This is a genomic window from Xanthomonas cannabis pv. cannabis (genome assembly GCF_000802365.1).
GTDB lineage: Bacteria > Pseudomonadota > Gammaproteobacteria > Xanthomonadales > Xanthomonadaceae > Xanthomonas > Xanthomonas cannabis.
Genome location: NZ_JSZE01000032.1, coordinates 13,023 through 29,548, shown reverse-complemented (window position 1 = coordinate 29,548; position 16,526 = coordinate 13,023). Strand labels below are relative to the sequence as shown.

At 67.3% G+C, this 16,526-nt stretch carries 10 protein-coding genes; 6 read left to right on the top strand and 4 right to left on the bottom strand.

The genetic code is table 11. The features are described 5' to 3' along the window. Window positions 1-189: 189 nt before the first annotated feature. Both OZ10_RS07555 and OZ10_RS07550 read right to left on the bottom strand, forming a co-directional pair. On the bottom strand, window positions 190-2,835 hold the full coding sequence (locus OZ10_RS07555) for a hybrid sensor histidine kinase/response regulator (RefSeq protein WP_039564388.1): 2,646 nt from the start codon (window positions 2,833-2,835) through the stop codon (window positions 190-192). Between the two features lie 227 nt (window positions 2,836-3,062). After that, window positions 3,063-4,235 carry an OprO/OprP family phosphate-selective porin gene (locus tag OZ10_RS07550; protein ID WP_039406264.1) on the bottom strand — a complete coding sequence of 391 codons (1,173 nt, stop codon included), beginning with the start codon at window positions 4,233-4,235 and terminating at the stop codon, window positions 3,063-3,065. A gap of 419 nt (window positions 4,236-4,654) precedes the next feature. On the opposite strand from OZ10_RS07550, the gene OZ10_RS07545 reads away from it, so the two are divergent. Both OZ10_RS07545 and OZ10_RS07540 read left to right on the top strand, forming a co-directional pair. Beyond that, window positions 4,655-6,001: a dicarboxylate/amino acid:cation symporter gene (locus tag OZ10_RS07545; protein WP_039564387.1), complete on the top strand. Its 1,347-nt coding sequence runs from the start codon at window positions 4,655-4,657 to the stop codon at window positions 5,999-6,001. Window positions 6,002-6,211: 210 nt separating this feature from the next. Further along, window positions 6,212-8,521, top strand: a complete 2,310-nt coding sequence (locus OZ10_RS07540; RefSeq protein ID WP_039406270.1) for an NADP-dependent malic enzyme — start codon at window positions 6,212-6,214, stop codon at window positions 8,519-8,521. A 314-nt stretch (window positions 8,522-8,835) separates the two neighbouring features. On the opposite strand, the gene OZ10_RS07535 is transcribed toward OZ10_RS07540, so the two are convergent. After that, window positions 8,836-12,180, bottom strand: a complete 3,345-nt coding sequence (locus OZ10_RS07535; protein ID WP_039564384.1) for a GH92 family glycosyl hydrolase — start codon at window positions 12,178-12,180, stop codon at window positions 8,836-8,838. 261 nt (window positions 12,181-12,441) lie between these two features. Here OZ10_RS07535 and OZ10_RS22095 point away from each other — a divergent pair, with 261 nt between their 5' ends. From OZ10_RS22095 to OZ10_RS07520, 4 genes are all read left to right on the top strand, one after another. Beyond that, complete coding sequence (locus OZ10_RS22095; RefSeq protein WP_139051286.1) at window positions 12,442-12,687, top strand: hypothetical protein; 246 nt, start codon at window positions 12,442-12,444, stop codon at window positions 12,685-12,687. 192 nt (window positions 12,688-12,879) lie between these two features. Next, window positions 12,880-13,077 (top strand): zinc-finger domain-containing protein, encoded by a 198-nt coding sequence (locus OZ10_RS07530; RefSeq protein ID WP_039406274.1) that lies wholly within the window; start codon window positions 12,880-12,882, stop codon window positions 13,075-13,077. 10 nt (window positions 13,078-13,087) lie between these two features. Further along, entirely contained in the window at window positions 13,088-14,200 is a 1,113-nt protein-coding gene (locus OZ10_RS07525) for a glycosyltransferase (protein WP_039564383.1), read from the top strand. Continuing rightward, a complete protein-coding gene (locus tag OZ10_RS07520) occupies window positions 14,181-15,515 on the top strand; it encodes an O-antigen ligase family protein (protein ID WP_039564381.1) in 1,335 nt (444 codons plus the stop codon). Before OZ10_RS07525 ends, OZ10_RS07520 begins: the two co-directional genes overlap by 20 nt. 54 nt (window positions 15,516-15,569) lie before the next feature. Here the strand turns inward: OZ10_RS07520 and OZ10_RS07515 are convergent, their stop codons facing one another. Next, the gene (locus OZ10_RS07515; RefSeq protein WP_039406279.1) at window positions 15,570-16,490 is read right to left on the bottom strand and encodes an LpxL/LpxP family Kdo(2)-lipid IV(A) lauroyl/palmitoleoyl acyltransferase; all 921 of its coding nucleotides are present in this window, start codon (window positions 16,488-16,490) and stop codon (window positions 15,570-15,572) included. Between the last annotated feature and the right edge of the window lie 36 nt (window positions 16,491-16,526).

The following is a 16,526-nucleotide window of genomic DNA, read 5'->3' as shown; positions in this document are numbered from 1 at the left end:
CGTGTTTATTCGCTGAGAAAGCGCCCGCTCTGTTGCCACTGTAGCGCAACAGGCGACCGGAAACCCCGCATAGGAATTATGCGAAACACCGAGATAATGTCGCGATTTGCACAGTAAAAAAGCCGACGTTTGCACACGGAATCAACGCAGGCGCGCAACGCAACATCGTTCGGGACGTGGCACGCGGCTTCAACCGCGGCGCAACAGCATCTGCGTCATCAGCGCGCGTAGCGCGGGCGGGCGCACCGGCTTGGAAAGAAACCCCCATCCCAATTCCTGCGCATGCTCGCGCAATGCCGGTTCCGGCTCTGCGGTGATCAGGATGATGCGTGGCTCGCGTTGCCAGCGCTCTACCAGTTGCGGCAACAGCATGGGGCCGTAATGCCCGCCCATGCGCACGTCCAGCAACACCAGCTCAGGCGCGTCGTCGGCACTGGCAGTGGCAAGCGCGTCATCCGGGCCGCCGGCAAAATCCACGCGGCATTCCCAGCGCTCCAGCAGGGCACGGCTGGCCTCGCACACGCGCGGGTCATCGTCCACGCACCACACGCGGCAGCCGTGCAGGATGGGGTCGTTGCCGTGTTCGGCCGTGGGTGAAGGCGGCGGCAGCCGGGCGGCGATGGCGGCGCGGTCGCCCAGCGGCACGCTGACCGAAAACACGCTGCCGCTGCCGAGGGTGGAGCGCAGCCCGATCCGGTGGCCGAGCAGGCGGCCGATGCGCTCGACGATGGCCAGGCCCAGGCCGGCGCCGCGGTCGTTGGCAACCCCGTCGTCCAGGCGGCGGAATTCCTCGAAGATTTCCTGCTGCAACGCCTCGGCAATGCCCGGGCCCTGGTCGTGCACTTCGATGCGCAACCAGCCGCCACGGCGACGGCAGCCGATCAGCACGCGTCCACGCGGCGTGTAGCGGATCGCGTTTGACAGAAAGTTCTGCAGGATGCGGCGCAGCAGGTTCTCGTCGCTCAGCACCACCGCCGAGGTAGGCACCCAGTCCAGCACCAGGCCACGGTCTTCGGCCAGGATGCCGAACTCGCGTGCCAGGGTTTCCAGCAAGGGCGCGAGGGCGAAGTCGCGTACCTGCGTGTTCAGGCTGCCGGCTTCCAGGCGCGAGATGTCCAGCAGGCTGTTGAGGATGGCGTCCTGTGCGGCAAGGGCGCCATCGATGTTGTCCACCACGCGCGCGCTGCCGGGCTCGCGCACCTGTCCGCGCAGCACCGACACGAACATGCGCGCGGCATTGAGCGGTTGCAGCAGGTCGTGCACGGCCGAGGCCACAAACCGCGTCTTGTAGCGGTTGGCGCTTTCGGCCTCGCGCTTGGCGGCGGCCAGGTCGCGGGTGCGCTCTTCCACGCGGTGCTCCAGCGCATCGGCCAGCGAGCGCAGTTCGCGTGCGGCGTTCTTGTAGCTGGTGATGTCGGCGTAGCTGGTGACAAATCCGCCATCGGGCAACGGGTTGCCGCGGATCTCCAGCACCGTGCCGTCTTCCTTCTCGCTTTCGCGCATATGCGGCTTGCCGCTGCGCAGGTGATTGAGCCGCCGCTCGATCGCCGCTTCGATCGGCCCTGGCCCCAACAGCCCGCGACGCGCATTGAAGCGGAACAGGTCTTCGATCGGCCGGCCGATCTTGAGCAGCTCCGGCGGGAACCGGAACAGCTCCACATAGCGCGAATTCCACGCCACCAGATTGAGCGCCTCGTCGATGACCACCACGCCTTGCGGCAGATGCTCCAGGCTGCGGCTCAGGCCGGCATTGGACTGCTGCGCGGCGGCGACCACGCCGTCCTGCGCGGTGCGCAGTTCTTCGGCATGTTGTTGCAACAGGGTTTCCAGCTCGTGCCGGCTGCGCTGGCGCAGTGCCGACAGGCGGCGGCGCTGCTGCACGAACAACCACAGCAACGCCAGCGCCAGCCAGGCGCCTGCAGCCGCAATGGCGGCGGCGCGCCCGGCGGCGGCGCTGGCGCGGGTGTCGTGCAGCAGATGCAGGCGCCAGCCGCTTTCCGGTACTTGCTGCGTCTGCCACAACACCGGCGCGCCCAGCGGCGGGTCGAGCACATCGGTCAGCACGCCGCCGTTGCCGGTCTGCTCGATCAGCCGGCGCCGCAGCGGCAGCAGGCCCTGGTTGGCGTACTGGCGGGTGCTCTGCAATTCGTTGCGGTCGCGTGGGGTCAGCGATGCCAGCATGCGGTAGCGCCAGCGCGCGCGGCTGGCCAGAAACACCACGCCGTGGGCATCGGAGGCCAGCACGATATCCGGCGTCTGCAGCCATTCGCGCTCCAGTGCGGCCAGCGCGATCTTGATCACCACCACGCCCTGCACCTGGCCGGCCGAATCGACGATGGCCTGCGACAGGAAATAGCCCGGCTCGCTGGTGGTCATGCCGATGCCGTAGAAGCTGCCGCTGCCGGTCGCCAGTGCCTGCTGGTAATACGGGCGGAAGGCGTAATCCACGCCGACATTGCTGCGCGCCGCACGCCAGTTGCTGGCCGCCAGCGCAATGCCGCCGCGGTCGATCAGCGTCAGCGTGGACGAGCGGGTGACGTTGTTGGCGCGTTCGAGCTTGCGGTTGAGCTGATCCACCTGCGCGGCCGACAGCGGGCCGGAGACGGCCGCGCGTAGCTCCGGGTCCAGCGCCAGGATCTGCGGCAGGGTGCGATAGCGGTCGATGCGCTGTTGCAGCGCTTGCGCATACAGGCCCAGTTGCCGGCGCACGGTGGCGCTTTCCTCGCGCAGTGCGTTCTGTTCGACGAAGTGCCCGGCCGCCAGCATGGCCACGACCATGCCGCCCAGCACGATGACCAGGGTGAGTAACAGGCGGCGGCGTTGCGAGGCATACATGCCGGCAAGTATGGGGGTCTGCCGCCGGATCGCGCAGCCATCGCCTCAGCGCGCGATGCACAGGCGCCCGAACGACAACGGCCGCACCCGTGAGCGGATGCGGCCGTGTCGAACACCAAGTGCGCTACGCGATGCCGGCAATGCACCGGCGAACCGCTGCCCGGCAATGACTCGCTGCAGTTGGCGCCGGACCGAATGGCCGGTGCGTTGCAGCGCCCCGGCGCTGCTTAGAACTGCACCTGCGCGCGCAGTTCCATCACGTGCGGGGTCTCATGCACGCCGTTGCGCGAGGAATCCACCCAGCTGTAGTTGGCCTGGAACTTGAAGTGGCTGGTGAGGTACCAGTTGGCGCCGATGGTGGTGTCGTGCTGGCGGCCGCCGTGCACGTTGTTGTCTTCCAGGTTCAGGCGGCTGTAGCGGGCGGTCAGCTCCACCGCGCCGTAGTCGTGCGCCGGCTTGAGGTTGCCCGGCACGCCGCCGGCATAGCTGCGCGACTCGCCGGTCAGCGACCAGGTGCCGTACACGTACTGGCCCTGGGCGATGAAGTGCGGCTGGCCGGCATTACGTGCCACTTCGGCACGCAGCGCTTCGCTCTGCAGCGAGAACGGGCCATGGATCCACACCGCTTCCACGCCGCTGCGGATCACGTGGTCCACATCGAGGATGGTGCCGGTGTCGATCAGGCGCACGTCGGTTAGGCCGGCTTCCGGGCGGGCACGCAGACGCACGCGCGGGCTGAACGACACGCCGCGGCCGTCGCTGAAGCCGCGCGGGTTCTCGATCGAGCCGGCGATGCCCAGGTGCAGCACGTCGCCTTCGGCCTTGGCCGGGGTCCACGCCGCATGCACGGCCTGGGTGGTGCCCGGGTTGTCGCCCTGCAGGTCCTTGCCGCCGTAAGCGCCGGCCTGCAGCAGGTACTGCTGACGCTCCAGCGTCCATTCCACGCCGGTCCGGCGGCCCTGGAACACCGCCTGCACCGGCAGGCCCAGTTCCATGAAGCTACCCGCACGCGAGCTCTGCACCGCTTCCAGGCCCACCGGCACCTTCATGTAGCCCAGGCGCACGCGGCCATAGTCCTGGCCCAGCAGCGCCTTGGTCTCGAAGCGGTAGAACACGTCCAGCCACAGCTTGGCCTCGAAGTCGAAATACACCATGGCGTCGTAGACGCCCTTCTTCTTGAGGGTGGCGCCGAATTCCTTGCGACGGAAGTCGGTGCGGTCTTCCAGGCGGTCGTCGCCGGAGAAGTTGTTGTCGTCGTACGCGTAGTTGCCGGTCAGACCCAGCTCGGTGCCATCACCGAAGGTGTATTTGGTCGGCCAGTTTTCGATCGAGGTGGCTGCAGTGGCAGCGGCGGGGACGATGGCGAGAGCCAACGCCAGGACAAGCAGGTTGAGGCGCATAGGAATGGTCTTCGGCGAGGAAAGGGGCCGGGCGTCCTGCCATGGCGATCGCGGTGAACAGCTTCAGCAAGCGCGCAGGTTCCGGACGGCGACTGCACGGAAACATCGGTGTCTGCGTTAAACGCAATTAACGGCCTGCGGCGGCGCGGCTGAAGTGTAAGACCAGGGTCGCCCGACGGACAGTGCTGCAGATGGGTGCCCGCGGTGTCCACGCGCCCCTCGCCGGCGCGGCAGGTCGTGCAGAAAGTCCTTGCCTGGCGCGGGGTTGCAACGCATGCCGCGCGGCACCGGGCAGGTGCCCGCGGCGCTGCGGCGCATCCGTAGTACCAATGGGTTATCGGCCCGGGCTGTGACGTGCGGCCAGAATGCCCGCACCGGGTGCCTGCTCAGGCACCCTCCAGTTCCCTCGGAGTGGTGCCATGCACATCAGCAAGCCTGCCGGCCCGTTGCCGGCGTCCGTGCCCTTCTACCGTCAGCTGTACTTCCAGGTCGTGGTGGCCATCGTCCTCGGCGCCCTGCTTGGCCATTTCGAACCGGCCTTCGCCGAAAGCCTCAAGCCGCTGGGCGATGCCTTCATCAAGCTGGTGAAGATGATCATCGCCCCGGTGATCTTCCTGACCATCGTCACCGGCATCGCCGGCATGACCCACCTCAAGACGGTGGGCCGGGTGTTCGCCAAGGCGATGACCTACTTCCTGTTCTTCTCCACGCTGGCGTTGATCGTGGGCATGATCGTGGCGCACGTGGTGCAGCCCGGCGCCGGCATGAACATCAACCCGGCCGAGCTGGATCAGAGCGCGGTCAACACCTACGTGCAGAAGTCGCACGAGCTGAGCCTGGTCGGCTTTTTGATGGACATCATCCCGGCCACGCTGATCAGCGCCTTCGTCGATGGCAACATCCTGCAGGTGCTGTTCGTGGCGGTGTTGTTCGGCATTGCGCTGGCCCTGGTGGGCGAGCGTGGCCGCCCGGTGCTGAGCTTCCTGGAAGCGCTGACCGCCCCGGTGTTCCGCCTGGTGCACATCCTGATGAAGGCCGCCCCCATCGGCGCGTTCGGGGCGATCGCCTTCACCATCGGCAAGTACGGCGTGGAATCGCTGGTCAACCTGGCCTGGCTGGTGGGTTCGTTTTACCTGACCTCGCTGTTCTTCGTGCTGGTGATCCTGGGCGTTGTCTGCCGTCTGTGCAGCTTTTCGGTGCTCAAGCTGATCCGCTACCTCAAGGCCGAACTGCTGCTGGTGCTGGGGACCTCCTCGTCGGAGTCGGCGCTGCCGTCGCTGATGGAGAAGATGGAAAAGGCCGGCTGCGAGAAGTCGGTGGTGGGCCTGGTGGTGCCGACCGGCTACTCGTTCAATCTGGATGGCACCAACATCTACATGACCCTGGCGGCGCTGTTCATCGCCCAGGCCACCAACGTGGACCTGACCCTGGGGCAGCAGATCACCCTGCTGGCGGTGGCGATGCTCAGTTCCAAGGGCGCGGCCGGCGTGACCGGCGCCGGCTTCATCACCCTGGCCGCCACGCTGTCGGTGGTGCCGGACGTGCCGGTGGCCGGCATGGCACTGATCCTGGGCGTGGACCGCTTCATGAGCGAGTGCCGCTCGCTGACCAACTTCATCGGCAACGCAGTGGCCACCGTGGTGGTGTCGCGCTGGGAAAATGCGCTGAACCGCGACCAGCTCACGCTGGTGCTGGACGGCGGCTCGCCGCCGCTGCATGCCCCGGTGGGCTCGACCGACGTCGTCGCCCCGATCAGCGCGCGCTGATGTTTCCTACGGCCCTGTTCTCCGTCGGCATGTGCGGCGGGGTGCAGGGCCGTTTTACATTGAGTTAGCCGCTCTGCGCTGCACCCGGCTGCGCCGCACGCCGCGCTGCAGCATGAATCTCCCTGCCGCGCTGACAGCTGCGCGACAGGCCCTTGTTCAGGCAGGGGGGTAGAATTCAGCCCTCCTGCGCCTTCGAGACCCACACAGCCGATGTCCACCGACGACTTCAAACAGGCCGCCCTCGACTATCACCGCCAGCAGCCGGCCGGCAAGATCAAGGTCACCGCGACCAAGCCGATGCTGACCCAGCGCGATCTGTCGCTGGCGTATTCGCCGGGCGTGGCCTTCGCCTGCGAGGCGATCGTCGAAGAACCCACCCAGGCTAGCGAGCTCACCGCGCGCGGCAATCTGGTGGCGGTCATCACCAACGGCACCGCGGTGCTGGGCCTGGGCAACATCGGCCCGCTGGCGTCCAAGCCGGTGATGGAAGGCAAGGGCGTGCTGTTCCAGAAGTTCGCCGGCATCGACGTGTTCGATATCGAAATCAACGAGAACGACCCGGACAAGCTGGTGGACATCATCGCCAGCCTGGAGCCGACCTTCGGCGGCATCAACCTGGAAGACATCAAGGCGCCGGAGTGCTTCATCGTCGAGCGCAAGCTGCGCGAGCGCATGAACATCCCGGTGTTCCATGACGACCAGCACGGCACCGCGATCATCGTCGGCGCCGCAGTGCTCAATGCGCTGGTGGTCACCGGCAAGAAGATCGAAGAGGTCAAGCTGGCCACCACCGGCATGGGCGCGGCCGGCATTTCCTGCGTGAACATGCTGGTCTCGCTGGGCCTGAAGCCGGAGAACATCCTGGCGCTGGACCGCGATGGCGTGATCCACACCGGCCGCACCGACCTGGACCCGGACAAGCAGCGCTACGCGCGCGACACCGACAAGCGCACCCTGGCCGAGATCGTCGAGGGCGCGGACATCTTCCTGGGCCTGTCGGCGGCCGGCATCCTGAAGCCGGAGATGGTCGCCAGCATGGCGCGCCAGCCGGTGATCTTCGCGCTGGCCAACCCCAACCCGGAGATCACCCCGGAAGCGGCCAAGGCGGTGCGCCCGGATTGCATCATCGGCACCGGCCGCTCGGACTACCCGAACCAGATCAACAACGTGCTGTGCTTCCCGTACCTGTTCCGCGGTGCGCTGGACGTGGGCGCCACCGGCATCAACGAGGAAATGAAGATCGCCTGCGTCAAGGCGATTGCGGCGATGGCACGGCGCGAGGCCTCCGACCTGGGCGCAGCCTATGGCGGCGAGACGCCGAGCTTCGGCCCGGAATACCTGATCCCGCGTCCGCTGGACCCGCGCCTGCTGGTGGAGCTGTCGTCTGCCGTGGCGCAGGCGGCGATGGACTCGGGCATCGCCACGCGCCCGATCACCGACATGGAGGCCTACCGCGACAAGCTCGGCCAGTTCGTCTACCGCACCAGCCTGATGATGAAGCCGGTCTACGACCGCGCCCGCGCCGACAAGCAGCGCGTGGTGTATGCCGAAGGCGAAGAAGAAGTGGTGCTGCGCGCGGTGCAGAACGTGGTCGACGAAGGCCTGGCGTTCCCGATCCTGATCGGCCGCCCGGACGTCATCGAAGCGCGCATCCAACGTATGGGCCTGCGCCTGACCGCCGGTGTGGACTTCGAGATCACCAACATCCTCGACGACCCCCGCTTCAACGAATACTGGCAGTACTACCACGCGCTCACCGAGCGTCGCGGCGTGACCGTCACCGCCGCCAAGGAGTTGATGCGCTCGCGTCCGACCCTGATCGCCGCGGTAATGGTGGCACGCGGCGAAGCCGACGCGATGCTGTCCGGCGTGGTTGGCCGTTTCCACAAGAAGCTGGGTTATGCACGCAGCGTGATCCCGCTGGAACCGCGCGTGAGCTCCACCTCGGCGATGACCGGCGTGATCAACCAGCTGGGCGTGTTCTTCTTCCTGGACACGCATGTGCAGGAAGACCCGACCGTGGAGCAAGTGGTCGAAGCGACGCTGCAGGCGGCGTATCGCCTCAAATTGTTCGGCATCGAGCCCAACATCGCGCTGCTGTCGCATTCCAACTTCGGTAGCCACGACTCGCGCGACGCACTGAAGATGCGCCAGGTGCGCGAAGCGCTGCTCAAGCGCAAGCCCGAGCTCAACATCGACGGCGAAATGCAGGGCGACACCGCCTGGGACGAAGCGCTGCGCAAGCAGATCATGCCCAACAGCACGCTGAAGGGCCGCGCCAACCTGTTCGTGCTGCCCAATCTGGAAGCGGCCAACATCGCCTACAACCTGGTGCGCGTGTTCACCGACGGCGTGGCGATCGGCCCGATCCTGATGGGCATCTCCAAGCCGGTGCACATCCTCACCACCAGCGCCACCTCGCGCCGGGTGATGAACATGACCGCGATCGCCGCAGTGGATGCGCAGATCCGCAGGCAGCGCGACGCGGAAAAGGCGGCAACCGAGAAAGGCAACGACTGAGTCAGAAACTTGGTTGACCGAGCGTTGCTTGAGTTGAAGCGGTAAGCGCTCGGTCGACAAGACAACAGCCGTGAAGCGTCTCGCACGACATGGTGTTGCGAGGCGCCCACCACTCGGCGCCCAGTCCGCGGCAACGACTCAAAAGCCCCTCTCCCCGCGGGAGAGGGGTGGGGTGAGGGTACGGTTCACCAGACCTGCCCACGCTGCAGTGTGGCCTAACTCCCGCAGCAGTCGTTCACTTTTGCTGTTTGCGTCCACATCAGTCCACTTGCCCATCAACAGCAGTGCCACCATGGATTCGATAAAAGCCTCCTTCAACGCACCGCAGGCTCCGCCCCCAGCAGTTCGATCTCCGCCAGCTGCACCTTCGCCGGCGCACTGAAGCGCAGCCGATATTCGGCATACGCACCAGGCATGGCGATACGAAACGGGCGCGTCTGCAACGGCCATTCGAACGTCTCCTCATCGCGCTGATCGATGACCTTCCACGCGCCATCAGCCGTACGCGCTTGCAAGGTCCATCCACTTGCCGCAAGTACGGCATGGCCATTGGTCAGTGTGTAGAACGTTGGCGTGCCGCGCGCAATGCCGCTAAGCGTCAGTGTCGATGTCGGGGCAATTGCAGCGACCGTTCCGGCATCGTCGTCATGCAACGCAGCCACGTCGCCGCCATCGGCCAGCGTGATGCGCGCCGTGTCTCCGAGCAAATCCCGCAACGGGGCAGGGTGCTTCCCCGCAGGGGTCAACGACGGCGGCGCTTCATCCGCTCCGCTCCCCCAGCGTGAAGGCGCCGGCCCCATCTCGAAGTCCAGCCTCGCACCGTCGGTAATGGCCGCATGCGGCAACCAGGTCTTGCGCCAGGGTTGGCCATTGACCTTTAGCGATTGCACATACACGTTCTGCGGCGAATTCTGCGGTGCATTGACGACCAGCGTCCCGCCATTGGGCAAACGCACGCTGGCATGCTTGAACAACGGCGAGCCGATCACGTATTCCGGCGCGCCCATGCGCAGCGGATACAGCCCCAGCGATGCGAACAGGTACCACGCCGACATTTCGCCGTTGTCTTCGTCGCCCGCATAGCCCTGGCCGATCTCGCTGCCCAGGTACAGCCGCGCCAGGATCTCACGCGTCAGCTGCTGTGTTTTCCAAGGCTGCCCGGCATACAGGTACATCCACGGGATGTGGTGCGCCGGCTGGTTGCTGTGCGCATACATACCCATGCGCACGTCGCGTGCCTCGGTCATTTCGTGGATGACGCCACCGTAGGACCCGGAAAACGCGGCTTCGCCGGTTTCGGGCATGGCAAAAAAGCGGTCCAGCTTTGCCGCCAGGGCATCACGGCCACCGTAGAGCGCGGCCAGTCCCTGGCCATCGTGCGGTGCGGTGAACGCAAAGGTCCAGCCGCTGGATTCGGTGTAATCATGACCCCACACGCGCGGGTCGTAATGCGCGGCATCCACCCGCCACTCACCATCTGCCCTGCGGCCCTGGAAGAAGCCCACGGAGGGGTCGAACAAGGCCGCATAGCCGGCCGCGCGATGACGGAAGTACACCGCTTCGGTTGCATAGCGCTCACGCTCGTGTGCGTTGGTTGCCTGCCTGGACAAGGCATCGGCCATGTTGGCGATACCGAAGTCGTTGAGCGCACCTTCCATCGACCACGACATGCCTTCGTGCGTGTCGGTGTCGGCATAGCCGCGGAAGGTCGAGCGCGCCATGCCCTTGCGGCCCACATGCCGATCCGGCGGCACTACAGTGGCGTTCTTCAGCGCCGCAGCGTACGCCTCGGCCGGGTCGAAGCCGCGCACGCCCTTGAGCCAGGCATCGGCAAACGCCACGTCCGAGCTGGTGCCCACCATCAGGTCGGCGTAGCCGGGCGAAGACCAGCGCGCAATCCATCCTCCTGCACGCGCCTGCTCGATGAACCCCTGTACCAATGTTCCGGCCTGATCGGGTGCAAACAGCGCATACGCCGGCCATGCGGTGCGAAAGGTATCCCACAGCCCGTTGTTGACGTAGACCCGGCCATCGCGGATCGGCGCAAAGCTGCGCACCGCGCTGCCATCGATGTTGTCGTCCGACCAACTGTTCTGGCTGGCGTAGCGCCAATCGGGCGCGTCGGCGCTGCCGACGTTTTCGTGTGCCGAGTTCGGATACAGATGCAGCCGATACAGGTTGGAATACAGCGTGGTGGCCTGATCGTCCGTCGCATCGGCAACCTCGAAACGGCCGAGCAACGCATCCCAGGCATCGCGCGCGCGCGCGGCGACCTGCTCGACACTGGCCTGCGGAGTGATTTCCAGCGCCAGGTTATGCCTGGCCTGGTCGAGCGATATCAGCGAGGTGGCGATGCGCATCTGCACCTGGCGTGCGCTGCCGGCATCGAACTTGATCCAACCGGTGGGCCGGCCGGTGTCGATGCGGCCGCTGTCCTTCCACGGGCGATCGAAGGTGGCATACACATACATGCGCGTCGCCCCGGTGGACAGCCCGCTGCGCACATCGGTGTAACCAGCCAGCGTCTGGGTTGCCGCATCCAGGCGCAACCCGCCGCGTGCATCCACGTTGTCGAACAGCAGATTGGCATCGCCCCGCGCCGGGAAGCGAAAGCGGAACAGTGCCGCGTGATCGGTCGGTGCGATCTCGGCGTGCAGGCCGTTATCGAACTGCACCGCATAGCGGTAAAGACGCGCTACCTCGTTGGCATGCGAGAACGCCAGCGCGCGTTTGCTGCGATCGGCCTCCGGCACGCCGGCAGTGAGCGACGGCATCACCTGGAAGGTCTGCCGGTCGCCCATCCAGGGGCTGGGCTGATGGCTGAGCGACAGCGCCTGCAGGCGCGGCCGGTTGTCCGCATCGTTGTGTTCGTTCCACCGGTACAGCCAGGTCAGCGTCCCCGCATCGGTTACCGGTGTCCAGAAGTTGAAGCCATGCGGCACTGCCGTCGCAGGGAAGTTGTTGCCACGCGAAAACGTGCCGTTGGACTGCGTGCCACGTGTGGTCAGCACCCGATCCGATGGACGAACGGGCGCGATCACGGGCACATCGGCAATGGCCACATCGTCGATCCAGCCGGCAGCGGTTGCGCCAGCAGGTGGTGCCAGATCCAGCTCGATCGCACGCACGCGGCGCCCGCGCAAACCAGCCACCTCGCCGAGCCGCACCTGCTTGCGTGCCCACTGCTGGGGGTACAGCGTCTTCGACAGCCCCTGCGCACGCGCACCCACGGCCACGCCATGCTGGTCGCGCGCCAGGGTGTCGGACAACCGCGTGCCATCGTCCAGCACCAGATCCAGCGACACATACGTCGACGCCACATGATCGCTGCCGACGCTTTCCGGCAGCACCATCCACGACAGCGTGGTCTGCGCATCGATTGCAAGATCGGTGGCAAACAACACACGTCGGTCACCGGCACCGCTGCTGTCGTAGCGCAACGCGCGTGCGCCGCTGTACCCGGCACCGGGCCTGGCCGCAGACGGCGCGGCAGGACCATTGCCGAGCGCAATCTGCACCCCGCCAGCACTTGCCGCGGCGGGCGCGGGCTGGCCCTGCTCGAACGAGCTTGCAAAGCCGGTGGCGGCCCCTGCAGGCAGCGAGGCGACGGCCAGCGCCGCAACCAACGGCAAGTGCCGCACAACGACAGACAAACTCACGTGCTGGTTTCTCCTGGGGCGTCCGAGGGCGCGCAGTGTTGCGCGGGCCGCAGCGCCGCGTTGCAGCGCTCGGACCTGCGCGTGGCGATCCAACGAGGTCCTGCCGGCGTGGTGCCCGCAGCGCCAATGCTGGCCGATCGTGGACAAAACACGCAAGGCACGCAAGCGAGCTGTGCACTGCCTCGTCCGATGCGTGGCGGGCGAGCGGAACAAACACTGCGGACAGATCCGATCGGGACTGCGCAGGTGTCAACATGTGTCTTGACCGGCATTTCGCGCGTAGTGGCTTGGGAAGCGGAAGCTGCCACGCCGCTGATCGACTCGGCTGACCATCTCGCAGCGCAAGGAGAAGGGCATGATGCGCATGGCAGGCAAGGCCGCGTAGTCACCAGCCATGGCGTTGCGTCACCGCAGAAGGCATTACGCACATCAAGCGACGTCGAGCTGCAGGTCATCGATGCACCTCAATCGACATCATTCCATGTGTGGCCCATGCTGCTCAGGTGACATGGCGCGGCGTTCCAGGCGCCCGGCGCCGCGTCTGCCCGCGGCAACACGCCGTCTCAACCCCAGGCCTGCCGCCGGCCGTCGAGCACACCGCACGCCGGTCAGGGCAGAGCGTCGGCCACCGCGCCACCCTGCGGGTGCGGGCAGGCTGCTAGAATCCGCGCTCTGTCTTCGTTTCCCGACTGCACCGCCATGAGCCAGACCGCCACCGCGCCCGCCAATGCCGAAACGCGCTACACCGTGCAGCGGGCAGACCTGCCGCTGAGCTGCCCGACGCCGCAGATGGCGCTGTGGAACTCGCATCCGCGCGTGTACCTGCCGATCGAAGACGAACCCAACGGCGAAGCCAAGTGCCCGTACTGCGGCGCGTTGTTCGTGCTCGCCGACTGATCCTGGCCGGATGCACCGCCTGACCGTGGTGCAATTGCTGCCGGCGCTGCAGTCCGGCGGCGTCGAGCGCTCCACCCTGGAAATTGCTGCGGCGCTGGTGCGCGCCGGGCATCGGGCCGTGGTGGTATCGGCCGGCGGGCGCCTGGTGCAGCCGTTGCTGGACGCCGGTGGCGAGCACCTCACCCTGGATATCGGCCGCAAGTCGTTGCTGACCCTGCGGCATGTGGTTGGCCTGCGCCGGCTGTTTGCCGAACTCGGTGCCGACATCGTCCATGCGCGGTCGCGCCTGCCGGCCTGGCTGGGCTGGTACGCGTTGCGCGGGATGCCGGCCGCGACCCGGCCACGCTTCGTCACCACCGTGCACGGGCTCAATTCGCCTAGCCGCTACAGCGCGGTCATGACCTATGGCGAGCGGGTCATCTGCGTCTCGCAGACCGTGAGTGACTACGTCCGCGCGCATTACCCGCAGACCGACCCGGCGCGCATGCGCACCATCCCGCGCGGTGTGGATATCGCGCAGTTTCCGCGCCGCCTCGGGGCCGACCGGCGCGCGCGCGCCTGGGCACAGACACTGCTGCCCGGCCTGCCGGCCGACGCACCGTTGCTGCTGCTGCCCGGACGCGGCACCCGTCTGAAGGGCCATGCCGACGGCCTGCAACTGCTGGCCGCGCTGCGCGCGTCCGGCGTGCCGGCCTGGCTATGGCTGCCGGGCGCGCGCGAGCCCGGGCGCGCAGCCTATGTACGCGAGCTGGAAGCCGAGGCCGCGCGCCTGGGTGTGGCCGCGGCGGTCGCCTTTACCGAGCCCACCGCGCGCATTGCCGAGGCCTACGCCGCCAGCGATCTGGTGTTGCAGCTCTCGCGCAAGCCAGAGGCCTTCGGCCGCACCGTCGTCGAAGCGTTGGCGGTGGGCCGCCCGGTCCTGGGGTGGGCGCATGGCGGGGTTGGCGAATTGCTCGCCGAGCTGCAGCCTGCCGGCGCGGTGCCGGCCTTCGATACCGCCGCGCTGCACGCGCAGGCGCTCGGGCTCCTGCAGCGCCCGCCCGCGCCGCCGGCGGTGCTTCCCTATACGTTGCAGGCCATGCAATCGGCCACCTTGAAGGTCTATGACGAACTCCGCCGCTGAGCCCATCGCGCAAGCGCCCGTGTTGACGCCCGACGTCGGGCGCTGGGCGCCGCTGTGGGTGATCCTGTTCGTTGCCCTGTGGCCCACGCCCGGGCTGGCCGAAACGGTGCTGTCGCTGGGCGCGTTGTTCGCGGCCTACCGCCTGGCGCATGCCCGCTTCCGTGGCGGCACCGGCTTGCTCAGCGGCGCCGCCTGGGCGCTGACCAGCGTGCTCTTCTTTGCCTACTGGCTGCCGCAGATGCTGTCGGCGCTGGATGCGGTGGATGCCGGGCGGGCGCTGCGCAAGTCGGCCACCGACCTGCGCTATCTGCCTTTCATGTGGCTGTGCGCGATCGCGGTGGCCAACGCGCAGCGCCGCCGCCGGACCTTCACCGGCCTGGCGGTGATCGGCGCGGTATGGACGCTGGATGCGTTGTTGCAGGCCGCCTTCGGCAGCAGCCCGTTGTTCTTCGCGCTGGATGAACTCAAGCAGCTGATCAGCGGTCACGGGCTGTGCACGCCGCAGGAGCTGGCGCTGGTGGACCGCCTCAGCGGCGTGCTGGGGCCGTGCAATCTCAAGTTCGGGCAGACCCTGGCCAGCCTGTCGCCGTTTCTGTTGCTGGCGCTGGGGCGGCGCAATCGCTGGGCCTGGGCGGGCGCGGCGGCAGCCGTCGGCGTGGTGCTGGTGCTGGCGGGTTCGCGCGCGTCGTGGATCACCTACGGCGTGATCGTGCTGCTCTCGGGCTGGCAATTGCTGGGCGGCCGCCGTCTGGTGGTGGTGGCCGTGGCCGGTGTGCTGCTGGGCGGGGTCGTGGTGGCGGTGGCACCGCAGGCACGCGAGCGTCTGCAGCGCACGGCACTGGCATTCGGCAACGGCGAGCAGGGCGTGGACCACGCCTTGTCGGGGCGCGGCCAGATCTGGGGCGCCGCGCTGTGCATGATTGGCGAGCATCCCTTCAACGGCGTCGGCGCGCGCGGGTTCCGGCAGGCGTATCCGGCCTGCAATCCGGCGCCGTCGCAGCCACCGGCCTGGGGCGATGGCCCGGCCTTCCATGCGCACCAGATCGTGCTGGAAATCCTGGCCGAAACCGGCGTGATCGGTCTGCTGCTGTGGCTTGCCGGGGCGGCGCAGGCGTGGCGTGCGTGGCGCTATTCGAGCGTGGGCGCGCGTGAGCAGGCCCGGCCAGCGATGATTGCGCTGGTGGCCACCGTGTTCCCGCTCAATACCCACCTGGCGTTCTATTCCAGCTTCTGGGGCGGGCTGAGCCTGATGCTGGCGGGTTTGTATGCGGGCGCGCTGCTCAACGACGACGCGGAGCAGGCACCGCCGCGCTAGCGACGCCGGCCGATCGATCACCTGCACCTGCAGCACGCTGCAGGGCCGTAGGCGTCACTGGTAGAACGCGCTGCGGCCGCCCGGTTGTCGCTTGAAGCGGCGATGGATCCACAGGTATTGGTCCGGCGCCTCGCGCACCATGTCCTCGATCGCCGCATTGACCTGCGTGGTATCGGCGATCACGTCCTCGGACGGGATGCCTGCCAGCGGCGGTGCGATCTTGAGGATGTAGCGGCCGCCTTCGCGGCGATGGAAGTAGGGCACCACTGCGCAACCGGTCAGTCGCGCCAGCTGGTGCGTGGCGGTGATGGTGGAGGCCGGGTGCCCGAAGAACGGCACGAACACGGTGTCCTTGCCGCGCATGTCCTGGTCGGGCGCGTACCACAGAAAACCGCCGCGCTTGAGATGCTTGATGGTGGCGCGCAGGTCCTCGTTGGCGAACATGTGCGTGGCATAGCGCAACCGCCCGCGCTTGACCGCCCATTCGAACACCGGGTTGCGGTGCCTGCGGTACATGCCGGCCAGCGGCACGTGGTCGCACAACAGGCGCCCGCACATCTCCAGCGTCATGAAATGCCCGGACACCAGCAGCACCCCACGCTTCTGCTCCTGCAGCCGCTGCAGATGTTCCAGGCCTTCGATCTGCACCCCCGGGCGGATGGCGTCGATGCTGCCCCACCAGGCGCGCGCGAACTCGAACAGGCCCACGCCCAGCGCATCGAAGCTGTCGCGCAGCAGTCGTGCCCGCCAGGCATCGTCCTGCTCGGGGAAACACAGCTTGAGGTTGACCTCGGCAGCGCGCCGCCGCGTGCCCGCCGCGCGCATCGCGATCCAGCCCACGCCGCGGCCCAACGCGCGTTGTAGCGTCCAGGGCAGGCGCCCGGCCAGCACCATGACGGCCAGGCCCAGATACATGGGCCAGTGCCTGGGATTGCGCAGGGATGGGCGAACGGCGACGTTGGCGGGTTCTGACATGCGGCAATTCTAAGGGATCGTGCACATGCGCACCTG

Bases quoted from the DNA above. Each gene is read 5' to 3' on its own strand.
- OZ10_RS07555 (WP_039564388.1), bottom strand. From the start codon at position 2,835: ATGTATGCCTCGCAACGCCGCCGCCTGTTACTCACCCTGGTCATCGTG.
- OZ10_RS07550 (WP_039406264.1), bottom strand. From the start codon at position 4,235: ATGCGCCTCAACCTGCTTGTCCTGGCGTTGGCTCTCGCCATCGTCCCC.
- OZ10_RS07545 (WP_039564387.1), top strand. From the start codon at position 4,655: ATGCACATCAGCAAGCCTGCCGGCCCGTTGCCGGCGTCCGTGCCCTTC.
- OZ10_RS07540 (WP_039406270.1), top strand. From the start codon at position 6,212: ATGTCCACCGACGACTTCAAACAGGCCGCCCTCGACTATCACCGCCAG.
- OZ10_RS07530 (WP_039406274.1), top strand. From the start codon at position 12,880: ATGAGCCAGACCGCCACCGCGCCCGCCAATGCCGAAACGCGCTACACC.
- OZ10_RS07525 (WP_039564383.1), top strand. From the start codon at position 13,088: ATGCACCGCCTGACCGTGGTGCAATTGCTGCCGGCGCTGCAGTCCGGC.
- OZ10_RS07520 (WP_039564381.1), top strand. From the start codon at position 14,181: ATGACGAACTCCGCCGCTGAGCCCATCGCGCAAGCGCCCGTGTTGACG.
- OZ10_RS07515 (WP_039406279.1), bottom strand. From the start codon at position 16,490: ATGTCAGAACCCGCCAACGTCGCCGTTCGCCCATCCCTGCGCAATCCC.